The organism is Psychrobacter sp. van23A (assembly GCF_030845275.1).
GTDB lineage: Bacteria > Pseudomonadota > Gammaproteobacteria > Pseudomonadales > Moraxellaceae > Psychrobacter > Psychrobacter faecalis.
On the sequence record NZ_CP132595.1, the window covers coordinates 698,296 to 718,736 of the forward strand.

General features: G+C 44.3%; 15 protein-coding genes, 2 tRNA genes, 3 rRNA genes and 1 pseudogene. 16 read left to right on the forward strand and 5 right to left on the reverse strand.

What is annotated here, in order from left to right:
* The first annotated feature begins 72 nt into the window (after positions 1–72).
* Positions 73–1,722: a chaperonin GroEL gene (groL, locus tag RAH45_RS03140; RefSeq protein ID WP_191692388.1), complete on the forward strand. Its 1,650-nt coding sequence runs from the start codon at positions 73–75 to the stop codon at positions 1,720–1,722.
* Between the two features lie 205 nt (positions 1,723–1,927).
* Here groL and yaaA read toward each other — a convergent pair whose 3' ends face one another.
* Complete coding sequence (gene yaaA, locus RAH45_RS03145) at positions 1,928–2,728, reverse strand: peroxide stress protein YaaA (protein WP_306495485.1); 801 nt, start codon at positions 2,726–2,728, stop codon at positions 1,928–1,930.
* Between the two features lie 501 nt (positions 2,729–3,229).
* Here yaaA and RAH45_RS03150 point away from each other — a divergent pair.
* The 6 genes from RAH45_RS03150 (at position 3,230) to RAH45_RS03175 (ending at position 7,886) form a co-directional block, all read left to right on the forward strand.
* The gene (locus RAH45_RS03150; RefSeq protein ID WP_201541916.1) at positions 3,230–4,387 is read left to right on the forward strand and encodes a Re/Si-specific NAD(P)(+) transhydrogenase subunit alpha; all 1,158 of its coding nucleotides are present in this window, start codon (positions 3,230–3,232) and stop codon (positions 4,385–4,387) included.
* 114 nt (positions 4,388–4,501) lie between these two features.
* Positions 4,502–4,849, forward strand: coding sequence for a proton-translocating transhydrogenase family protein (locus RAH45_RS03155; RefSeq protein WP_144297754.1), 348 nt, complete (start codon positions 4,502–4,504; stop codon positions 4,847–4,849).
* Positions 4,846–6,246 (forward strand): NAD(P)(+) transhydrogenase (Re/Si-specific) subunit beta, encoded by a 1,401-nt coding sequence (locus RAH45_RS03160; protein ID WP_373429173.1) that lies wholly within the window; start codon positions 4,846–4,848, stop codon positions 6,244–6,246. The genes RAH45_RS03155 and RAH45_RS03160 overlap by 4 nt, the downstream gene beginning before the upstream one ends.
* 134 nt (positions 6,247–6,380) lie before the next feature.
* Positions 6,381–6,917, forward strand: coding sequence for an acyl-CoA thioesterase (locus RAH45_RS03165; protein WP_191692385.1), 537 nt, complete (start codon positions 6,381–6,383; stop codon positions 6,915–6,917).
* A gap of 192 nt (positions 6,918–7,109) precedes the next feature.
* Positions 7,110–7,319, forward strand: a complete 210-nt coding sequence (gene iscX / locus RAH45_RS03170; RefSeq protein ID WP_144297698.1) for a Fe-S cluster assembly protein IscX — start codon at positions 7,110–7,112, stop codon at positions 7,317–7,319.
* A 66-nt stretch (positions 7,320–7,385) separates the two neighbouring features.
* The gene (locus RAH45_RS03175) at positions 7,386–7,886 is read left to right on the forward strand and encodes a GyrI-like domain-containing protein (protein WP_306495486.1); all 501 of its coding nucleotides are present in this window, start codon (positions 7,386–7,388) and stop codon (positions 7,884–7,886) included.
* A 116-nt stretch (positions 7,887–8,002) separates the two neighbouring features.
* On the opposite strand, the gene dapE is transcribed toward RAH45_RS03175, so the two are convergent.
* From dapE to RAH45_RS03190, 3 genes are read right to left on the reverse strand one after another with little or no spacing between them, the layout of a single operon-like run.
* Positions 8,003–9,202 carry a succinyl-diaminopimelate desuccinylase gene (gene dapE / locus RAH45_RS03180; RefSeq protein ID WP_306495487.1) on the reverse strand — a complete coding sequence of 400 codons (1,200 nt, stop codon included), beginning with the start codon at positions 9,200–9,202 and terminating at the stop codon, positions 8,003–8,005.
* Between the two features lie 52 nt (positions 9,203–9,254).
* Complete coding sequence (locus RAH45_RS03185) at positions 9,255–9,719, reverse strand: hypothetical protein (protein WP_191692382.1); 465 nt, start codon at positions 9,717–9,719, stop codon at positions 9,255–9,257.
* A gap of 51 nt (positions 9,720–9,770) precedes the next feature.
* The gene (locus RAH45_RS03190; RefSeq protein ID WP_191692381.1) at positions 9,771–10,526 is read right to left on the reverse strand and encodes a 2OG-Fe(II) oxygenase; all 756 of its coding nucleotides are present in this window, start codon (positions 10,524–10,526) and stop codon (positions 9,771–9,773) included.
* A 140-nt stretch (positions 10,527–10,666) separates the two neighbouring features.
* Between RAH45_RS03190 and RAH45_RS03195 the strand changes: the two genes are divergently transcribed.
* The 8 genes from RAH45_RS03195 (at position 10,667) to rrf (ending at position 19,280) form a co-directional block, all read left to right on the forward strand.
* Complete coding sequence (locus RAH45_RS03195) at positions 10,667–11,542, forward strand: 23S rRNA (adenine(2030)-N(6))-methyltransferase RlmJ (RefSeq protein ID WP_144297694.1); 876 nt, start codon at positions 10,667–10,669, stop codon at positions 11,540–11,542.
* Between the two features lie 10 nt (positions 11,543–11,552).
* Positions 11,553–12,500, forward strand: a complete 948-nt coding sequence (gene pssA / locus RAH45_RS03200; protein ID WP_191692380.1) for a CDP-diacylglycerol--serine O-phosphatidyltransferase — start codon at positions 11,553–11,555, stop codon at positions 12,498–12,500.
* A 500-nt stretch (positions 12,501–13,000) separates the two neighbouring features.
* On the forward strand, positions 13,001–13,342 hold the full coding sequence (locus RAH45_RS03205; RefSeq protein ID WP_225211733.1) for a hypothetical protein: 342 nt from the start codon (positions 13,001–13,003) through the stop codon (positions 13,340–13,342).
* A gap of 711 nt (positions 13,343–14,053) precedes the next feature.
* Positions 14,054–15,592 (forward strand): 16S ribosomal RNA (locus RAH45_RS03210).
* A gap of 76 nt (positions 15,593–15,668) precedes the next feature.
* A tRNA-Ile gene (locus RAH45_RS03215) sits at positions 15,669–15,745 on the forward strand.
* 9 nt (positions 15,746–15,754) lie between these two features.
* Positions 15,755–15,830, forward strand: a tRNA-Ala gene (locus tag RAH45_RS03220).
* A 354-nt stretch (positions 15,831–16,184) separates the two neighbouring features.
* A 23S ribosomal RNA gene (locus RAH45_RS03225) occupies positions 16,185–19,046 on the forward strand.
* A 119-nt stretch (positions 19,047–19,165) separates the two neighbouring features.
* A 5S ribosomal RNA gene (gene rrf, locus RAH45_RS03230) occupies positions 19,166–19,280 on the forward strand.
* The 16S, 23S and 5S rRNA genes sit together here with 2 tRNA genes alongside, the layout of an rRNA operon.
* A 96-nt stretch (positions 19,281–19,376) precedes the next feature.
* Here rrf and RAH45_RS03235 read toward each other — a convergent pair.
* A pseudogene (locus RAH45_RS03235) lies at positions 19,377–20,033 on the reverse strand (IS1595 family transposase).
* A gap of 208 nt (positions 20,034–20,241) precedes the next feature.
* Here RAH45_RS03235 and RAH45_RS03240 point away from each other — a divergent pair.
* On the forward strand, positions 20,242–20,412 hold the full coding sequence (locus RAH45_RS03240; RefSeq protein ID WP_306495488.1) for a hypothetical protein: 171 nt from the start codon (positions 20,242–20,244) through the stop codon (positions 20,410–20,412).
* Positions 20,413–20,441 lie beyond the last annotated feature (29 nt).

A 20,441-nucleotide genomic window follows, 5' to 3' on the forward strand; every position in this document is an offset into this window, starting at 1 on the left:
TAACATTTATAAAAAAATATCATTGAAACCTTTCATTGCATTCTCATACTTATATTAGTGGAGTAATTTAACATGGCAAAAGACGTAAAATTCGGCATTGATGCCCGTAAACAAATGATGGACGGTGTAAACGTTCTAGCAAATGCGGTAAAAGTCACGCTTGGCCCGAAAGGTCGTAACGTGGTTATCGATAAATCATTTGGCGCACCTACCATCACTAAAGATGGTGTATCGGTTGCCAAAGAAATCGAGCTTGAAAACAAATTTGAAAACATGGGCGCACAACTGGTGCGTGAAGTTGCTAGCCGTACCAACGATGTTGCTGGTGATGGTACAACGACTGCGACTGTATTGGCACAATCAATCTTGGTTGAGGGCATGAAATCAGTTGCTGCGGGCATGAACCCAATGGATCTAAAACGCGGTATCGATAAAGCGGTACGTGCCGCGGTTGAGCAAATCCACGAGCTATCAACCCCAGCTGATGATTCAAAAGCGATTGCCCAAGTGGGTTCTATCTCTGCCAACTCAGATACCAAAATTGGTGAGCTGATTGCCCAAGCGATGGAAAAAGTTGGTAAGCAAGGCGTCATCACCGTTGAAGAAGGTTCAAGCTTTGAAGATACCTTGGAAGTGGTTGAAGGTATGCAGTTTGACCGTGGTTATATCAGCCCGTACTTTGCCAATAAGCAAGACAGCTTAACCGCTGAATTCGAAAATCCTTACATCTTGCTTGTTGATAAAAAAATTAGCAATATCCGCGAAATTGTGCCATTACTTGAGCAAGTCATGCAGCAAAGCAAACCGTTGCTAATCATTGCTGAAGACGTAGAAAACGAAGCATTGGCAACACTAGTTGTAAACAACATGCGCGGCGGCTTAAAAACTTGTGCTGTTAAAGCACCAGGTTTTGGCGATCGCCGTAAAGCTATGCTAGAAGATATCGCAACGTTAACTGGCGGTACGGTGATTTCTGAAGAGATTGGTCTGAGCTTAGAGACTGCTACTTTAGAGCAATTAGGTACGGCGAAAAAAGTCACTGTCGGTAAAGAAAACACTGTGATTGTTGATGGCGCGGGTAACACCGCTGACATCGAAAACCGCGTTGAATCTATCAAACGTCAAGTTGAAGAATCAACGTCTGACTACGATAAAGAAAAGCTGCAAGAGCGTATGGCAAAACTTGCTGGCGGCGTTGCCGTTATCAAAGTTGGTGCAGCAACTGAAACTGAAATGAAAGAGAAGAAAGACCGTGTTGATGATGCGCTACATGCGACTCGTGCAGCGGTTGAAGAAGGCGTTGTACCTGGCGGCGGCGTTGCCCTCGTTCGTGCGATGAATGCCTTGTCTGAACTACGTGGCGATAACGACGACCAAAATGCGGGTATTAGAATCCTACGCCGTGCGATGGAAGCACCTTTACGTCAAATCGTGACCAACTCAGGCGAAGAAGCGTCAGTGGTGGTTAATGAAGTCAAGAGCGGTAGCGGTAACTACGGTTACAACGCAGCTTCTGGCGAATACGGCGATATGCTAGAGATGGGTATCCTTGATCCAGCAAAAGTATCACGTTCAGCACTAGAAAATGCGGCTTCTGTTGCAGGCCTCATGCTTACAACTGAAGTCATGATTACTGACTTACCGCAAGGTGATGATGCTATGGCTGGCATGGGCGCTGCCGGTGGAATGGGCGGTATGGGTGGCATGGGCGGTATGATGTAATTTTACTTCTGCTACAAAGCGATTTTTCTTTGTTAGCCGCGCTCAATGTACGATAAGTACTATTTTCGCGTGTCTTCCTCGACAAATCGCTTTTCGCTAGAAGTATGACTTTGTCATAACCTACTTGTTAAACCTAGTTCCAACAAAACCCCGATAGGCTAAGCTTATCGGGGTTTTTTATGCAAATTAGATATTTGTTTGAAGACTACTGACTCGCTTCATCCCGACGAAACGTCCACGTTTTATCGTCAGACAGCTCATCGACATAATAATAGCCTGCTAAATCAAACTGCTTTAGCTGCTCTGCATTGGTCAGCTTATTGTCAGCTGCGTATTTCACCATCAATCCACGTGCTTTTTTGGCATAAAAACTAATCACTTTATAGTGACCATTTTTCTCGTCTTCAAATCTTGGCGTGATAATCACCGCATTTAGTGCTTTCTTTTTTATTACCTTAAAATATTCATTAGAAGCAAGGTTAATTAAAACTTTGTCCTCACTATCTGCCATGCGCGCATTGATTGTTTTAGTCACTTCTTCGCCCCAAAACTCGTAAAGATTATCCCCGCGCTCATTTTTTAGCTTGGTGCCCATCTCTAGGCGATACGGCTGGATTAAATCGAGCGGTTTAAGCACACCATAAAGCCCTGACAAAATACCCAAGTGTTCGTTAACGTAAATAGCAGTATCTTTGTCCATTTGATACATATCAAGCCCAGTATAAACATCCCCATCAAATAAATAACCCGCTGGTTTGGCGTTGTCGCCTGTAAAGGGACTATTTGTACTCCAAGCCCAGTCTTGATTACGTTTAGCATTAAGCTGCGCCAAATCGTCAGAGATACTCATCAGCTCTTGTAAATCGATCGGCTCTTTGGCTTTTAAGTTTTTCATGAGCACCTGCGCATGCTCAATCAGTTCGGGCTGACTATAGTAATTACCGAGGTTAACGGGTACAGCGTCTTTCTCGTTAAGCGATTTGGCAGGGGAGAGTAAAAAATACATGGTTATTCCTTATTTATAGTAGACCAATGGGTATTCTATTTAGCTGTCAAGTTTTCTTATTATACGTTAGGCCGTATTTTATCTTGACTTAGTCGTAGCGGTTTTGTATTTTTAAGCGACATCGTAGACATATGTCAAACCTTAAGCCAACTTTTATATTTGTCGTGAGCTAATAGCTTACAGGCTTTGTGAGCTTTTGGAAAAAATAAAAGTTTTTAATATAACAATAAAAGTTATGATGATGGTGTAAATGCCTAACTTTTTATTTTACTTGTGGGTCATCATTAGACAATGAAAGTTTGCAGATGTTATCTCTATAATAAAAAGGCATGATGGCAAAGGAGCTATCATTTATTAAATTGATAATCTTTGGTCTTAAGTTCTTAACCAACCGTGACCAAAGATTTTTTTGTCCCCTGTGCTTTTTAAAGATGCGTTGCGGGTGTTAAAAGATAGTCATTAAACGTGAGTATAGTCATTTGACGTAAGTAAGGAGACGGTATGAAGATTGGTGTTATTAGTGCAGATAGCGCGAGTGAAAAACGGGTAGCGCTAACCCCAGACGCGGTAAAGAAATTACGTAAACTAGGGTTTGAAGTCGTCATTCAGTCAGGTGCAGGTCAAGCAGCGTATTACGCTGATGAGTTGTATCAGGCAGCGGGTGCTGATATTGCCAACAGTAGTACCGAGGTCGTCAACCAAGCGCAAATTATTACTACCGTCAATGATTTGCCAGCAGCGGTGACTGAGCATTTAACAGCCGGTCAAGTGGTCATTGGTATGCTTGACCCATATCGCAATAGCCAGCTAGATACTTATGCGGCCAAAGGTGCAACCGTCTTTGCTATGGAGTTATTACCACGTACTTTGTCACGTGCGCAAAATATGGACGTCTTATCGTCACAAGCCAACCTTGCCGGTTATAAAGCGGTATTGCTTGCTGCCAATGAATACTCGCGTCCATTTCCGATGTTTATGACCTCAGCGGGTACGGTGAAACCTGCCAAAGTCGTCATCTTAGGTGTCGGGGTTGCAGGTTTGCAGGCGATTGCGACGGCGAAGCGTTTAGGCGCCGTCGTTGAAGCCAGTGATTTGCGACCTGCTGCCAAAGAGCAGGTGGAATCGCTTGGTGGTAAATGGCTTGACGTGCCAATGAGCGAAGACGAAGCGCAAAAAGCCAAAGCCACGGGCGGTTATGCATGGACGCCCTCTGAACAATATATCAAAGATCAGGCTGCCGTGGTGGATAAAGCCTTGAGCAACGCCGATATCGTCATTACCACCGCGCAGATTCCTGGGCGTAACGCGCCGCGCTTAGTGCACGGAGCAACGCTTGCCAAAATGAAAGCTGGTTCAGTACTGATTGATATGGCTGCTGGCACTGGTGGCAATGTCGAAGGCAGCGTGCCTGATGAAACCATTACTACGCCAAACGGTGTGCGTATCGTCGGGGCAGCCAATATTCCATCACAACTGGCGGCGCAGTCTTCAGATTTATATGCCAATAACCTTGTTAATTTTATCACTACTTTAATGGCTCCTGCAGCTAAAGACGACGCTTCAGCGAAAACACTGGCACTGAATTTAGACATGAATGATGAGATTCAAGGGGCGTTAGCGGTGACGCATGACAACCAAGTACGTCTTGCTAAACGCTAAGCCTTAAACATCCAGTCTCGAATTTCACTACCTTACATTTGCCAGATACGAACAAATTTTTAGGAGGATTAGATGATTGCCACTATTTTAGCGGCAGCGCCAGCGGGTGCGGCCATGAGTAGCACACCGTTTGTAGCGATTTTCACGGTATTCGTGCTCGCTATTTTCGTCGGATATTACGTCGTTTGGGGCGTCACGCCAGCACTGCACACGCCACTAATGGCAGTAACAAATGCCTTATCAAGTATCGTTATCGTCGGCGCGATGCTACAAACCGTCACCATTGACGGCGCGATGTTTACCCCAACCAGCTTGCTCGGTGCTTTTGCCGTATTTTTAGCCAGTATCAATATCTTTGGTGGTTTTGCGGTGACTGAGCGTATGCTGGCAATGTTTAAACCAAAAGCAAAAAAAGCGCCAGCGCTTGAAACTGCGACGACTGAAAGCGGAGGCGATGCATGAGCGATTTAACAAATATGATTGCAGCAAATGCGGATTGGTTTTACTTAATCGGTGCTATCCTTTTTGTCTTAACCTTGCGTGGTCTTTCTAGCCCAAAAACCGCCATTCGTGGTAACCGCTTTGGTATGGTAGCGATGGCTATTGCGGTCGCAACCACCTTTTTCTTAGCTGAAGGCCCTGTGCTGTGGTTAATCATCGGCGCCATGGTATTGGGTGCACTCGTTGGTATGTGGAAAGCAAAAACGGTCGCTATGACCCAAATGCCAGAAACGGTTGCTTTGATGCATTCATTCGTAGGCTTGGCAGCAGTGGCGATTGCCTTAGCGACCGTACTGCATACTGAGCAACAGCATGGCGCAGTCGCCCGTGCTGAACTGTTTATTGGTTGTTTTATTGGTGCGATTACTTTCTCAGCGTCTGTTTTTGCCTTTGGTAAATTAGCCGCAAAAAGTTGGGCAAAAACCCTAGTAGGCGGCTGGGTAAAACCGGTACAAGCGATTCTATTTATTGCTATGATTGGTTTTGGTATCGTCTACTTTATGACCGATTCATTGCCAGCTTTCTATGCGATGGCAGTATTAGCCGTAATATTTGGTTGGATGTGGATTGCGCCAATCGGTGGCGGTGATATGCCCGTGGTTGTGTCGCTATTGAACTCATTTTCAGGTTGGGCGGCAGCGGGTATTGGTTTTACCCTTGGCAACTCGATGCTAATTATCGCAGGTTCGCTCGTTGGTTCGTCAGGCGCGATTTTATCTTACATCATGTGTAAAGCCATGAACCGCTCATTACTAAACGTTTTATTTGGTGGTATGGGTACGGCAGCTGCCGCTACAGGCGCAGATGATGGCGCACCTAAAAACTACAAAGCAGGTTCGGCAGAAGACGCAGGTTTCCTCATGTCTAATGCCAGCAGTGTGGTGATTGTACCGGGCTACGGTATGGCGCAAGGCCGTGCTCAAAACGCGGTCAAAGAATTGTATGAGCTGTTAAAAGAGGAAGGCGTCAATGTGCGCTTTGCCATTCATCCGGTTGCTGGTCGTATGCCAGGCCATATGAACGTACTATTGGCGGAAGCTGACGTGCCCTATGATGACATTCTTGAGATGGATGAGATTAACTCCGACTTTGCCAGTACTGATGTGGTCTTAGTCATTGGTGCCAACGACGTCGTCAATCCATCGGCAAAAGATGATCCATCATCCCCAATCTTTGGTATGCCAATTTTAGAAGTCAATAAAGCGCAGACGGTCATGGTTATCAAGCGTTCAATGAGTACGGGCTATGCAGGTCTTGATAACAGCTTGTTCTATATGGACAAAACCATGATGATCTTTGGTGATGCCAAGAAAATGGTTGAAGAGATGGTACGTAGTATCAATGGCGGCGGTCATTAATTGCTAATCATCTACTAACAATATTTTTACGAAAAAGTCACTGAGGTGGCTTTTTTTGCGTTAAGGTAGGCAGCATTTATCAAAGCTATATTTACTCATAATTCATACAGAATAACCGTGCAGAGATTTCCTTTATGAACATGTTGATACGTTTTTTTATTATGGTCAGCTTATTAAAGCAGCAGCTTAAACAGCAAACGGCTAATGAACACCTAAGTGTCGAGACATTAACCAAACCAATTGTGCGCCACTATCGCGTATTGCCACACGACATGGGTTTTCGCGACCATCTGCCCAATTATCGCTACTTGTCTTTTATCGAGTTAAACATCACTAAATGGCTGATGGCCTGCTGTCATCAAAAGGGGATTAAAAATCTCGGCTGGATTATTGCCATGCAAGAAATGGTCTATCTCAAAGAAATTAAATTCCTGAATAAAATGACGGTAAATAGTACGCTTGTCGGTTGGGATAAAAAATACGTCTATTTTGAAACGCGCTTTTTGGTAAAAAATCAGCTCATGGGTGTTGGTATGACTAAGTTTGTCTTAAACGATAAAAAAGGCAAATGCGCACCAGAGATATTGGATATGACAGGTGAGCAGACAAATGAAGTCATTGTTTCTTGGAATCAGCATCAAGTAGCGATTAAATCTGCAGAAACAAAATAAAAAGATAAAGCAAAAAGTTAAAGCAACAAAGGCGGTATAACGAACTTGTCTATAATCAGTTGGCGAATTTTGATAGGATAGGGGTTAGTAAGTGAGCAAGTAAAGCGTTAGACAAACATTATACAAACAACTGGTCAAACTAATCTCTAGTTTGATGAAAGCTATAAAATAAATAACAGTTAAGGAGCTACCATGAGCCCGCAAAAACTAAAATGGACAGACAGCTTAGATATCGCTATTGAGCTTTATGAAAAATTCCCTGAGACCGATCCGCAGTATATTCGCTTTACTGATTTACACCGCTGGGTGACGGAGCTAGAAGGTTTTGATGATGACCCGCAAAAATCAAATGAGGGTATCTTAGAAGCCATTCAAATGAATTGGATTGATGAAGCGGATTAAGGCAGTTATGCTCATTTAATCGCACATCAAATAAAAATCACACAGCACAACAGGGCAGGCAGCATCATGACGTCACAAATTAAAGAGCTACCCGAAGCGATAGCTTGTAAGGGTATCAGCGTACGTACCACCAATCACGCTGAAATCAGCCACGAAACGGCAAAATTAGGCCGCTTATGGCAAAAGTTTTATCAAAACCACATGGGTGATTTGCCTGAAGGTCAGGATATTTATGGTATCTACCACAATTATGAAAGTGCTGATTTAGTAGGGGCGTTTGATGTTGTCGCTGGTTGGGAAGTGGGCAATGAGCAGGCGCAGCCGGATAATGCGGCGGTCGCCAATACGAGCAATCTTGTAACGATAGCCATTCCCGCAGGGAAATACTTAGTCTTTTCAGAAACAGGTAATATGCCTAATACCGTCATGAATGCGTGGGAGAAGGCTTGGGAGTACTTCAACGACCCAAGCTGTGAGTATACTCGTAGTTATAATGTCGATTTTGAGCACTATATTGATGGTAATTTAGAGTATGGGCAAGTGGATGTTTATATAGGGATTGAGTGAAGCTAGTAAGTAGCTTAATTGACTTGTGTTGTTCAAGTCCTTATCGATAAAAGATCATAATAAAAAAGCGCCAAATACGAAGCAGATGGCGCTTTTTTTGTTTCTATAGATTATGTCTAATCAAGCAGCAGATTCTCCAAAATCCCTTCATATATCTGCGCCAATTTGCCCAAATCATCTACTTCTACCTTTTCATCCACCTGATGAATCGTCGCATTACGTACGCCAAGCTCAACCACTTGCGCACCGGTTGGCGCGATAAAGCGTCCGTCTGAAGTACCGCCAGAAGTAGATAACGTAGTATCAACATCAGTCACAGATTTAATCGCTTGCTGGCAGGCCGATACGAGTTTGCCTTCAGGGGTTAGAAATGGCTGACCGGATAATTTCCATTGGATATCATAACTGGCTTTGCTGTTCTCAAAATGCTTATCAAAAATAGCATGAGTTCTCGCTTTTAATTCTTCTTCCGTCGTTTCTGTGGAAAAGCGGAAGTTAAAGATAACGGTTAGCGTTTCAGGAATAACGTTGGTTGCGCCTGTACCGCCATTGATATTAGAGATTTGCAAAGAAGTCGCAGGGAAATACTCGTTGCCGTTATCCCAAGTGGCGTTGGTTAATTCTGCTAACGCCGCCATTGCCGCATGAATCGGATTGCAAGCCAGATGCGGATAGGCAACATGACCTTGTTTGCCAATGACGGTCAGCTCGGCGCCCAATGAGCCGCGGCGACCGTTTTTGATGATATCGCCAAGCGTGTCGGTACTTGATGGTTCGCCAACGAGGCAATAGGTGATTTTCTCATTGCGCGCTTCAAGCGTTTCAATGACTTTCACCGTCCCATTGATGGACGGGCCTTCTTCATCTGCGGTGATTAAAAAAGCAATAGAGCCATTGTGCTTAGGATAATTAGCGACAAAACGCTCGGCGGCAACGGTAAAAGCAGCAATGCCGGTTTTCATATCAGCGGCACCGCGCGCCCATAAATAACCATCGGCAATGGTGGGTGTAAATGGCGGATAAGTCCAATTGTTTTCATCACCCGTAGGCACGACGTCGGTATGACCAGCAAAACAAATGACTGGCTCAGTGGTGCCACGGCGCGCCCAGAGGTTTTTGACTTCCGCATGTTCGCCGCTTTGGTTTCTTTCACCAAAATACATAAACTCGCAATCAAACCCAGCCTGCGTCAGGCGCTCTGACAATATATCTTGGCAGCCATCATCATCGGGGGTAACGGATGGACGTTCAAGTAGGGCGATACTTAGCTCTAGTGTTTGCTGTTGATGGGTTTTACTATTATTTTCTGAACTCATGACAGTCCTAGATATGTTGTTTTGATGTTTATAATTTGAGGTCTGAAAAAATTTAGTTTTTATCCAAGTCAATTTTTTCATAATCGCCGTAATATATTGCTAGATACTCTGTAATGCACTTTTCGGCTGGGCTATTACTATAATTTTTAACTTTTTCACTGTTGTAAGCATGCACATAGCCAGCTGCAGAAATCACATTACCCATTTTATAACTCGTTCCTAATAATCTTAAAGTCTTATGATGACTATTAAAAGTTGCATGTCCTTCGGGAAATACAGGTGTCATCCATCTGCTTCCATCAAATGCAAGTAAACACCCATCCTCATATTTGAATTCAGTAGTAATAACAGTCGGATTAATTATTAGAGGTTCTTCAGGCGTGGATTTTGGCAAATAATAGGTAAAAAATAACTCATTGTTTTTTTGAGTAGCGGCTTGATGATTAAGCGTCTCGCAGCTCACGATCAGAGGGAGTATAACAAGTAAGAGCAAGCTTCTATATAAGGTTTTATGCATTGTCATTATCCTTAATTAACAAGGCTTATTTAAAGTAATAGCTGATTAGTTTTAAATATTATCCTCAACAAAAGGCACCAAACCATCACGGCGCATCCACGTCGCGATAGAATAACGCTGCCGATGGGCGATTTGTACTTGGTGTTGCAAGTCACTATCAAATATGACCAGTCGATTGGCAACAGGCATGACATTATGGTGGACGCCATGTTTGTCGACGACTTCTAAAGCGCCACCGTCACTATCACGCCAATCATCATTGAGATAAAACACCGCCGAGATAACGCGCTCATCACGTCCAGCCGGATTATCGCTATGCCATTGATAGCCAAAACCTACCGGATAACAAGCGTAATGTGCCTCACTATGGCGAATACCAGCAAACAAGCTTTGATTGAATAAAGCAGCAAGCGCATTGATACTTTGTAAATAATAGTAGCCTGCAAAGAAGTTTTCGGTAATCCAGCGAATGCGATCACCGCGAATATTGCTAACCCGAATGCCAGCCGTCAGCTCGGCGTCACGATAGTCAATAAAACCGCTCTCAGACTGCAGAGCCAATAGCGCTTTATTTTCAAACACATCGTCAATAATCATCCAGCCATCGTCTACAAACGTATCTAGCTGTTTATCGGTTAGCTTATTTTGCCAATCGACATCAAAGTCCGAAAATTGTAATTCATGCTGAGTGAGTGGCGTTTGCCTTTCGTCATCGCTAGGTGGGTATAGTAGTGGCGGGTTATCCGCTCCAATCGGATGATCGACGACTAACTGTGTCACTTCAAGATTGCTAATAATCTGCGTCATTTTGCCTCGCCGTTATCAATAAACATGCCATTCACTGTCAATACACAGCCAATCCATGCCTTTTTACCAAAACCATCGTTATCTTTTACTCTGCCTATGCTACCATAGATGCAATTTTTCTTATTTAAACTTTTGATCTTATGAACTATAAACACGCCTATCATGCCGGTAACTTTGCCGATGTCGTTAAACACATTTTATTGGTACAACTGCTGAATCAATTGGGGCAAAAGAACAAACCTTTTTATGTGCTTGATGCTTACGGTGGTCGTGGACTGTATTCGCTCGGCAGTGAAGAGGCGCGCAAAACAGGCGAAGCCAAAGGCGGTATCCAAGCTTTGTTAAAAGCCGACATCGAAAAAGCACCGGCGGCCGTCAAAGACTATATGGAAAGCATTAAGCAAGCGCGTTTCACGTATGATAAAAAAGTCTATCCTGGTTCACCTTGGTGGATTGCCCATCATGTTGAAAAAAATCCTGATGCCGGCGTGCGCGGTGAAGCGTTTGAAGCCAAAGCCAGTGAATACGATGCACTAAATTATCAGCTCCATAAATTGCCGATTGGTATTCATCATCGCAATTCTTTTGAAGGTATCGCTGCGGTGATTCCACCAAAAGAGAAGCGCGGTTTGATTTTTCTTGATCCGCCTTACGAGCAAGAGCATAAAGACTTCACCCGCCTGATTGACCTATTGGTACATTCTTATAATAAGTGGCCACAAGGTACTTACGCGTTATGGTATCCAATTAAAAACATGGAAGCGGTTGAGCTGTTTTACAAAAAGCTAAAACGGACTGAAATGAGACGTCAATTGGTCTGCGAGCTCAATATCTATCCTAACGACATCGCTGTTGGTCTAAATGGTACAGGGTTACTCGTTATCAATCCGCCTTGGCAATTTGACAATCACGCACGTGAGATTTTGCGTTTCTTACAGCCGGTGTTAAAAGTTGCGGATGCCCCAGACATGTCTCCTGATAGTGCCACTAATGTGCGCTGGCTGGTCGGCGAATAAGGATATCGTTATGACGACGAATCAATCATCAAGTAGTATGGGCAAAGATAGCCTTGCAAAGGACAGTCTGGTAACCGACAAGGTTATGAATGACGGTTTGGTAAAAGAGCCGCTCTTACAGGATAGTGCTGCCACTCAGCCGCCTTTTGTCGATGAGCATGAGTTCAATATTCGCCTAGCGGATAATGACAATTATGATGGTTTGACCTTTGAGGTGATTGAAGCAGAGGTTGCCGAAGGTAAGCGTGTGGTTAGTCGCGGTGTCTATTTAGCGCCCAATCTGATTACCACTTTATCTCTGCTATCGGGTTTTTATTCTATTTTAGCCAGTACCCAAGGCGAATTTTATAAAGCCTCACTGGCGATTTTCTTATCCGCTATCCTTGATGGCGCTGATGGGCGTGTTGCGCGTATGCTTAATGCGCAAAGTCCTTTTGGCGAGCAATATGATTCACTCGCTGACATGTTGGCTTTTGGCGTTGCGCCTGCAATTCTGATTTATAGCTTTGCGTTAGAGCCGTTAGGTCGTATTGGTTTGGGCTGTGCATTTGTCTTTACCGCTTGCGCCGCATTTCGTCTGGCACGTTTTAATGTGCAAGTTGGTATAGTCGATAAAAAATACTTCGTCGGTTTGGCAAGTCCGCTCGCGGCTATCTTAGTTACGGCCGCTGTCATGGTTGCGGTCGATCATAACGAATGGATCGGACAATACGATACTGCCGTCATGTTCTTATTTGCCGCGTGGGTCGTTATCTGTGGTTTATTGATGGTCAGTAACGTCAAATATTATAGCTTTAAAGAGTTCGACAAGAAGAAAGTACCTTTTGTGGTGCTTATCATTGGCGTATTGGTCATGAGTATCATCTTATATGATATCCCTGTGGGCATCTTAGCCATTGGTGTCATCTATGCGTTATCAGGTATCTTTACCACGCTAAAAAGCAAAGCCACCAGTTAACGCTATGATTGCTTTATAGTAGATGTTGGCTTAAGACATGCACATACGAACCGTTTATTTTTTAATGGGCGGTTTTTATTTGCGTGCTAGGGTGGTGAGTTGCATACCAATATACGGCTCTAATAGAGATAATCATAACAACTGAGATGGTTATAATAAAAAGACACAAATAACACTTGGTTGGAGTTATTATTAAATAATTTTAATATGGTATTGTATGGTATAGCTATATAAACATTATATGACTAGCCTTTTTATAATGCTATTTGATAATAAACGTCGAGGTTATTATGCTGCACTTAAATAGTTTTAATCATCTATTGCCGGTCTCAAATACCTCAACACACTTGATAAGAGGTTTGATAGCGAGTGCTTTATTTTCATTATCATTAGTTCCAGCATCTTCATATGCCAATACTAGCAACTCAATAAGTCACATATCTCGGGCTGAAGCTGCAAATCCAGCCAATTTTAAGCGTTTAAGCGTTAATGGCCGCGCAGTGACTTATGCATCAGCGCCGTGTCCTATTAAAATAGGACTGATCTCTTGTGGTCTTGAAAAGCTCAAACTCATCAATAGCAGTATTGATGAGGTGTCCGCGGATTATGATTTGGCGCAAACTTTCTTCTATCCATCAAAAGCCCAGTCCAAGACAGCCGTTGTTGTCATTACCCGTTCTGATCTCATGGATGATAGTGTTAGCGCAGAACGTTATCGTATTAGCTTTACCTTAAAAGGTACGCCATCTGAATTAAGTTGGCATTGGGTTCAGTATGGTGTGCAATATCAATGTGTTCGCGGTAACAAAGCAGGGAAATGGACGAAGAATCTTTGCCCTTAACAGCGTCTTAAATAGCGTCTTGGATTGATACATAGATTTAGCATTATCAAAAAATCAGAAATAAACCTTCAAACCCCCTTGACCCCCATCTCAAAGCGCGTATAATGCCACCCAGTCGAAAGGGAAGGGCGCTTAGAAAGTGTTTTGGCACTGAATAAACACCCATTAGCGAGAAAGAACACATCAAGCTACTATTAAGTAGGCTGATAAAAATTTCAAACTAAATAAAAATAACTTCTTGACTAATTAAAATAAGCGTCTATAATACGCACCTCATTAGGGAGAACCGGAGTAACTTATATGTGGATTTACATATAACAAACCTGGCTAACCCATTGAAACAAATTATAAAAAAGCTTGACAAACCAAATCATTATGATATGATAGTCGGCTCGCTAGATAGGATAAGTTCTTAACTTAGACTGACTAGCAAAGAGAAATACCCTATATATCAGTTACTGGACGACAGTAGCTTGACACTATTTAAAAGCATAACTAAAGAACAACTTGTGTGGATTTTTGCTGATTCAGAATGCTAAAAAATAAAGTTGGTTGAAACTTCTTTTCGGAGTTCTTTCTAACTATAAAAATTATCATTTAAGACAGCAAGAAAACTCAAAGTTAATTCATTATATGAAACATACGAGAGCGTAATTGCCAGATTAAATGAGCCAAGTTTCGAAGTCTCTTTAAAGGACTTCATGCAAGATTAAACTGAAGAGTTTGATCATGGCTCAGATTGAACGCTGGCGGCAGGCTTAACACATGCAAGTCGAGCGGTAACAGGAGAAGCTTGCTTCTCGCTGACGAGCGGCGGACGGGTGAGTAATACTTAGGAATCTACCTAGTAGTGGGGGATAGCTCGGGGAAACTCGAATTAATACCGCATACGACCTACGGGAGAAAGGGGGCAACTTGTTGCTCTCGCTATTAGATGAGCCTAAGTCGGATTAGCTAGATGGTGGGGTAAAGGCCTACCATGGCGACGATCTGTAGCTGGTCTGAGAGGATGATCAGCCACACCGGGACTGAGACACGGCCCGGACTCCTACGGGAGGCAGCAGTGGGGAATATTGGACAATGGGGGCAACCCTGATCCAGCCATGCCGCGTGTGTGAAGAAGGCCTTTTGGTTGTAAAGCACTTTAAGCAGTGAAGAAGACTCCATGGTTAATACCCATGGACGATGACATTAGCTGCAGAATAAGCACCGGCTAACTCTGTGCCAGCAGCCGCGGTAATACAGAGGGTGCAAGCGTTAATCGGAATTACTGGGCGTAAAGCGAGCGTAGGTGGCTTGATAAGTCAGATGTGAAAGCCCCGGGCTTAACCTGGGAACGGCATCTGATACTGTTAGGCTAGAGTAGGTGAGAGGAAGGTAGAATTCCAGGTGTAGCGGTGAAATGCGTAGAGATCTGGAGGAATACCGATGGCGAAGGCAGCCTTCTGGCATCATACTGACACTGAGGTTCGAAAGCGTGGGTAGCAAACAGGATTAGATACCCTGGTAGTCCACGCCGTAAACGATGTCTACTAGTCGTTGGGTCCCTTGAGGACTTAGTGACGCAGCTAACGCAATAAGTAGACCGCCTGGGGAGTACGGCCGCAAGGTTAAAACTCAAATGAATTGACGGGGGCCCGCACAAGCGGTGGAGCATGTGGTTTAATTCGATGCAACGCGAAGAACCTTACCTGGTCTTGACATATCTAGAATCCTGCAGAGATGCGGGAGTGCCTTCGGGAATTAGAATACAGGTGCTGCATGGCTGTCGTCAGCTCGTGTCGTGAGATGTTGGGTTAAGTCCCGCAACGAGCGCAACCCTTGTCCTTAGTTACCAGCGGTTTGGCCGGGAACTCTAAGGATACTGCCAGTGACAAACTGGAGGAAGGCGGGGACGACGTCAAGTCATCATGGCCCTTACGACCAGGGCTACACACGTGCTACAATGGTAGGTACAGAGGGCAGCTACACAGCGATGTGATGCGAATCTCAAAAAGCCTATCGTAGTCCAGATTGGAGTCTGCAACTCGACTCCATGAAGTAGGAATCGCTAGTAATCGCGGATCAGAATGCCGCGGTGAATACGTTCCCGGGCCTTGTACACACCGCCCGTCACACCATGGGAGTTGATTGCACCAGAAGTGGTTAGCCTAACCTTTTAGGAAGGCGATCACCACGGTGTGGTTGATGACTGGGGTGAAGTCGTAACAAGGTAGCCGTAGGGGAACCTGCGGCTGGATCACCTCCTTATAGACAGCATTCGGTCAGCAAGAATTCACAACAAGTTGTTCTTTAGTTTAAGCTTACGTTTATACAAGCGTAATTTGGGTCTGTAGCTCAGCTGGTTAGAGCACCGTGTTGATAACGCGGGGGTCAGTGGTTCAAGTCCACTTAGACCCACCATTTATATATGGGGCCATAGCTCAGTTGGTAGAGCGCCTGCCTTGCACGCAGGAGGTCAACGGTTCGACTCCGTTTGGCTCCACCACTATAAACGCAGTAAGCTTTGAATGCTAATAAATGAATAGGTATCAAACAGAAACAAGTGATTCCAATATAGCAATATATTATCTGATTACTTCTTTCTGTTTTATACGGAAACTTACTACTCGACGAGAGAGTAAGAACTATTTAAAAACATAGATATGAGTCTGGGTTAGAGTGGCGTGTTCACGCGACACTCTAACCTTAAGAAATCCTCTTTTAACGACATTGTTTGTTATCCCAAAGAGGATTTCTTAAAAAAGTAAAGAGAACTGAATCAAGCGTAAACATAGGTGATATCGTTATCATAATTAGATTGTATGACACTTTGAAGTCGAAAGACTACTTGGGGTTGTATGGTCAAGTAATGAAGCGCACATGGTGGATGCCTTGGCAGTCAGAGGCGATGAAAGACGTGACAGCCTGCGATAAGCTTCGGGGAGGCGGCAATATCCTGTGATCCGGAGATTTCTGAATGGGGAAACCCAGCTAGCATAAGCTAGCTATCTTATATTTATATAAGAGGCGAACGAGGGGAAGTGAAACATCTCAGTACCCTTAGGAATAGACATCAATTGAGATTCCCCTAGTAGCGGCGAGCGAACGGGGAGAAGCCGATTAATGCTAATGTAGAAGAACAGCGTGGGAAAGCTGACCGTAGTAGGTGATAGTCCTGTATTCGAAACATTAGCGTTAACATATTAAGTAGAGCGGGGCACGAGAAATCCTGTTTGAAGATGGGGGGACCATCCTCCAAGGCTAAATACTCCTGACTGACCGATAGTGAACCAGTACCGTGAGGGAAAGGCGAAAAGAACCCCTGTGAGGGGAGTGAAATAGAACCTGAAACCGTGTGCGTACAAGCAGTGGGAGCCTTAATTTATTAGGGTGACCGCGTACCTTTTGTATAATGGGTCAGCGACTTATATTCTGTAGCAAGGTTAACCGTTTAGGGGAGCCGTAGGGAAACCGAGTCTTAATAGGGCGATTAGTTGCAGGGTATAGACCCGAAACCGAGTGATCTATCCATGAGCAGGTTGAAAGTGCCGTAACAGGCACCGGAGGACCGAACCCACTGTCGTTGAAAAGCCAGGGGATGACTTGTGGATAGGGGTGAAAGGCTAATCAAACTCGGTGATAGCTGGTTCTCCCCGAAAGCTATTTAGGTAGCGCCTCGGACGAACACCATTGGGGGTAGAGCACTGTTTCGGCTAGGGGGTCATACCGACTTACCAAACCGATGCAAACTCCGAATACCGATGAGTGATATCCGGGAGACACACAGTGGGTGCTAACGTCCATTGTGGAGAGGGAAACAACCCAGACCGCCAGCTAAGGCCCCAAATTCCTAGTTAAGTGGGAAACGAGGTGGGAAGGCATAGACAGCTAGGAGGTTGGCTTAGAAGCAGCCATCCTTTAAAGAAAGCGTAATAGCTCACTAGTCGAGTCGGCCCGCGCGGAAGATGTAACGGGGCTCAAACTAGGAGCCGAAGCTGCGGATTTGAATTTGTTTTCAAGTGGTAGGGGAGCGTTGTGTAAGCCTGTGAAGGTGTGTTGTAAAGCATGCTGGAGGTATCACAAGAGCGAATGCTGACGTGAGTAACGATAATGCGAGTGAAAAGCTCGCACGCCGGAAGATCAAGGGTTCCAGTCCAACGTTAATCGGGGCTGGGTGAGTCGACCCCTAAGGCGAGGCCGAAAGGCGTAGTCGATGGGAAATCGGTTAATATTCCGATACTTGTTTATAATGCGATGGAGGGACGGAGTAGGTTATGTCAGCCTGGCGTTGGTTGTCCAGGTGAAAGGATGTAGGCTTACAGTTTAGGCAAATCCGGACTGTAATACGGCTGAGATCTGATAGCAAGCGGTACTTGTACCGTGAAGTGGCAAATACCATGCTTCCAGGAAAAGCTTCTAAGCAATAGTTATAAACGAATCGTACCCTAAACCGACACAGGTGATCAGGTAGAGAATACCAAGGCGCTTGAGAGAACTCTGCTGAAGGAACTAGGCAAAATGGTACCGTAACTTCGGGAGAAGGTACGCTGCCGATGGTGATAGGACTTGCTCCTTGAGCTGTTGGCAGTCGCAGATACCAGGCTGCTGCAACTGTTTATTAAAAACACAGCACTCTGCAAACACGAAAGTGGACGTATAGGGTGTGATGTCTGCCCGGTGCTGGAAGGTTAATTGATGGGGTTAGCGTATGCGAAGCTCTTGATCGAAGCCCCAGTAAACGGCGGCCGTAACTATAACGGTCCTAAGGTAGCGAAATTCCTTGTCGGGTAAGTTCCGACCTGCACGAATGACATAATGATGGCAGCGCTGTCTCCAGCAGAGACTCAGTGAAATCGAAATCGCAGTGAAGATGCTGTGTACCCGCGGCTAGACGGAAAGACCCCGTGAACCTTTACTACAGCTTTACATTGAACTTTGACCTGACTTGTGCAGGATAGGTGGGAGGCTTTGAAGCCGAGACGCTAGTCTTGGTGGAGCCATCCTTGAAATACCACCCTGGTCATGTCGGGGTTCTAACTCAGGTATAACAATACCGAGGACAATGTATGGTGGGTAGTTTGACTGGGGCGGTCTCCTCCTAAAGAGTAACGGAGGAGTACGAAGGTGCGCTCAGAACGGTCGGAAATCGTTCATAGAGTATAAAGGCAAAAGCGCGCTTAACTGCGAGACCCACAAGTCGAGCAGGTACGAAAGTAGGTCTTAGTGATCCGGTGGTTCTGTATGGAAGGGCCATCGCTCAACGGATAAAAGGTACTCTGGGGATAACAGGCTGATACCGCCCAAGAGTTCATATCGACGGCGGTGTTTGGCACCTCGATGTCGGCTCATCTCATCCTAGGGCTGAAGCAGGTCCTAAGGGTATGGCTGTTCGCCATTTAAAGAGGTACGCGAGCTGGGTTTAGAACGTCGTGAGACAGTTCGGTCCCTATCTACCGTGGGCGTTGGAAATTTGAGAGGATCTGCTCCTAGTACGAGAGGACCAGAGTGGACGAACCACTGGTGTTCGGGTTGTCATGCCAATGGCATTGCCCGGTAGCTACGTTCGGATGGGATAACCGCTGAAAGCATCTAAGCGGGAAGCCCACCTCAAGATTAGATTTCCCTAAAGAGCCGTTCAAGACTAGGACGTTGATAGGCAGGGTGTGGAAGCACAGCGATGTGTGTAGCTAACCTGTACTAATTGCTCGTTTGGCTTGACCATACAACACCCAAGTGGTTTGTATCAAGTCTAATTATTTCGATATCACCTTAATCCTTGATTCAGTTGGATTAAGATGACACTAGTCATTAAAACACACAGACTCATATCTAACCCCCTTTGCTGACGACAATAGCATGATGGCACCACCTGATCCCTTCCCGAACTCAGAAGTGAAACATCATCGCGCCAATGGTAGTGTGGCTCCGGCCATGTGAGAGTAGGTCATCGTCAGCTCTCTATTCCGATTACCCCCTTACGTGAATGCGTAAGGGGGTTTTCTTTTGGCTGCTTTAAGCTAAATAATTATTAAGGGGCTGTAGTAGATAAGGGTTAAATATCACACCATTTTCTCAGCGTTTTAAGCTGATGAGATGGTGAGCCATAGTTAAATCTAAACTCACACTCTTTTAAAAACAAATGGAAGTTCTTTTTATCGATCCCATTATATTTTCTGAGAGTTCGTTTAGACTGATTCCAAAAGTTCTCAATGCCATTGATATGATTATTTTTACCACAAGTGAACTCTTTAGAGTGATTGACTCTGAAATGTTTAAACTCGCTCACATCCAATGCATTGTAACTTCGATAACTATCCGTATAAACAAAGCTATCAGGCTTGATTTTACGCTTAATAACAGGTATTAAAGTAGTCTGTTTGGTGTCTGCTACGACAATGGTATAAACCTTGCCATTTCGTTTTAGTATACCAAATACGGCTGTTTTACCAGCAGCTCCGCGACCTCTTTTGCCTTTGCGCACACCGCCAAAGTAACTTTCATCTAATTTGACTTACGCCTAAAAGAGCTCATCAGCTTCTAATGAGAGATGGTAATCTATCACAAGTCTTATTTTATGATAAAAAAGTGCAGCAGTGTTAGGCTGAATATTGAGCAAATCTGCGGCTGTTCTAGCAGTTACTTCAGCTGCGTAAAACTCTAAGAGCCTTCGCTGAACTTTTTTACTTAGTTTACAACGGGTTATCTTCATAAAAGTAGTCTAGCATAGGGCTTATCTACTACAGCCCCTTGATTTAAGTTATCAGATATTAAATATTGCCTTTTCTAGTCTGACACCCTCTGCCTTAAAAGTAGCAAATAGTCTAGATCAAACTATTGACCAACGATTGATCCTTTGGCTGGGTATGAGCTCAGAAATATTCTACATGTATACTGTGAATAAATATTTTGGTATACGTATGTTAAATGCCAATGTCACTTGGATGTGTGAAGAGCTTGTTAGAATGGAGGTTTTTGAAAACCCTTTCACTGCACTTCATAGCGAAAAGTATATAGTACAAGGGCTAATGCTAAGTGGTTTACCACAGATCATGGCCTCAAAACTTTATAAAGAGTTATTAAATGAGTGATAGTATACTGTTGATATATAAATTATATC

Coding starts and splice junctions, on each gene's coding strand:
- groL (WP_191692388.1), top strand. CDS start 73: ATGGCAAAAGACGTAAAATTCGGCATTGATGCCCGTAAACAAATGATG.
- yaaA (WP_306495485.1), bottom strand. CDS start 2,728: ATGTATTTTTTACTCTCCCCTGCCAAATCGCTTAACGAGAAAGACGCT.
- RAH45_RS03150 (WP_201541916.1), top strand. CDS start 3,230: ATGAAGATTGGTGTTATTAGTGCAGATAGCGCGAGTGAAAAACGGGTA.
- RAH45_RS03155 (WP_144297754.1), top strand. CDS start 4,502: ATGAGTAGCACACCGTTTGTAGCGATTTTCACGGTATTCGTGCTCGCT.
- RAH45_RS03160 (WP_373429173.1), top strand. CDS start 4,846: ATGAGCGATTTAACAAATATGATTGCAGCAAATGCGGATTGGTTTTAC.
- RAH45_RS03165 (WP_191692385.1), top strand. CDS start 6,381: ATGAACATGTTGATACGTTTTTTTATTATGGTCAGCTTATTAAAGCAG.
- iscX (WP_144297698.1), top strand. CDS start 7,110: ATGAGCCCGCAAAAACTAAAATGGACAGACAGCTTAGATATCGCTATT.
- RAH45_RS03175 (WP_306495486.1), top strand. CDS start 7,386: ATGACGTCACAAATTAAAGAGCTACCCGAAGCGATAGCTTGTAAGGGT.
- dapE (WP_306495487.1), bottom strand. CDS start 9,202: ATGAGTTCAGAAAATAATAGTAAAACCCATCAACAGCAAACACTAGAG.
- RAH45_RS03185 (WP_191692382.1), bottom strand. CDS start 9,719: ATGCATAAAACCTTATATAGAAGCTTGCTCTTACTTGTTATACTCCCT.
- RAH45_RS03190 (WP_191692381.1), bottom strand. CDS start 10,526: ATGACGCAGATTATTAGCAATCTTGAAGTGACACAGTTAGTCGTCGAT.
- RAH45_RS03195 (WP_144297694.1), top strand. CDS start 10,667: ATGAACTATAAACACGCCTATCATGCCGGTAACTTTGCCGATGTCGTT.
- pssA (WP_191692380.1), top strand. CDS start 11,553: ATGACGACGAATCAATCATCAAGTAGTATGGGCAAAGATAGCCTTGCA.
- RAH45_RS03240 (WP_306495488.1), top strand. CDS start 20,242: ATGTTAAATGCCAATGTCACTTGGATGTGTGAAGAGCTTGTTAGAATG.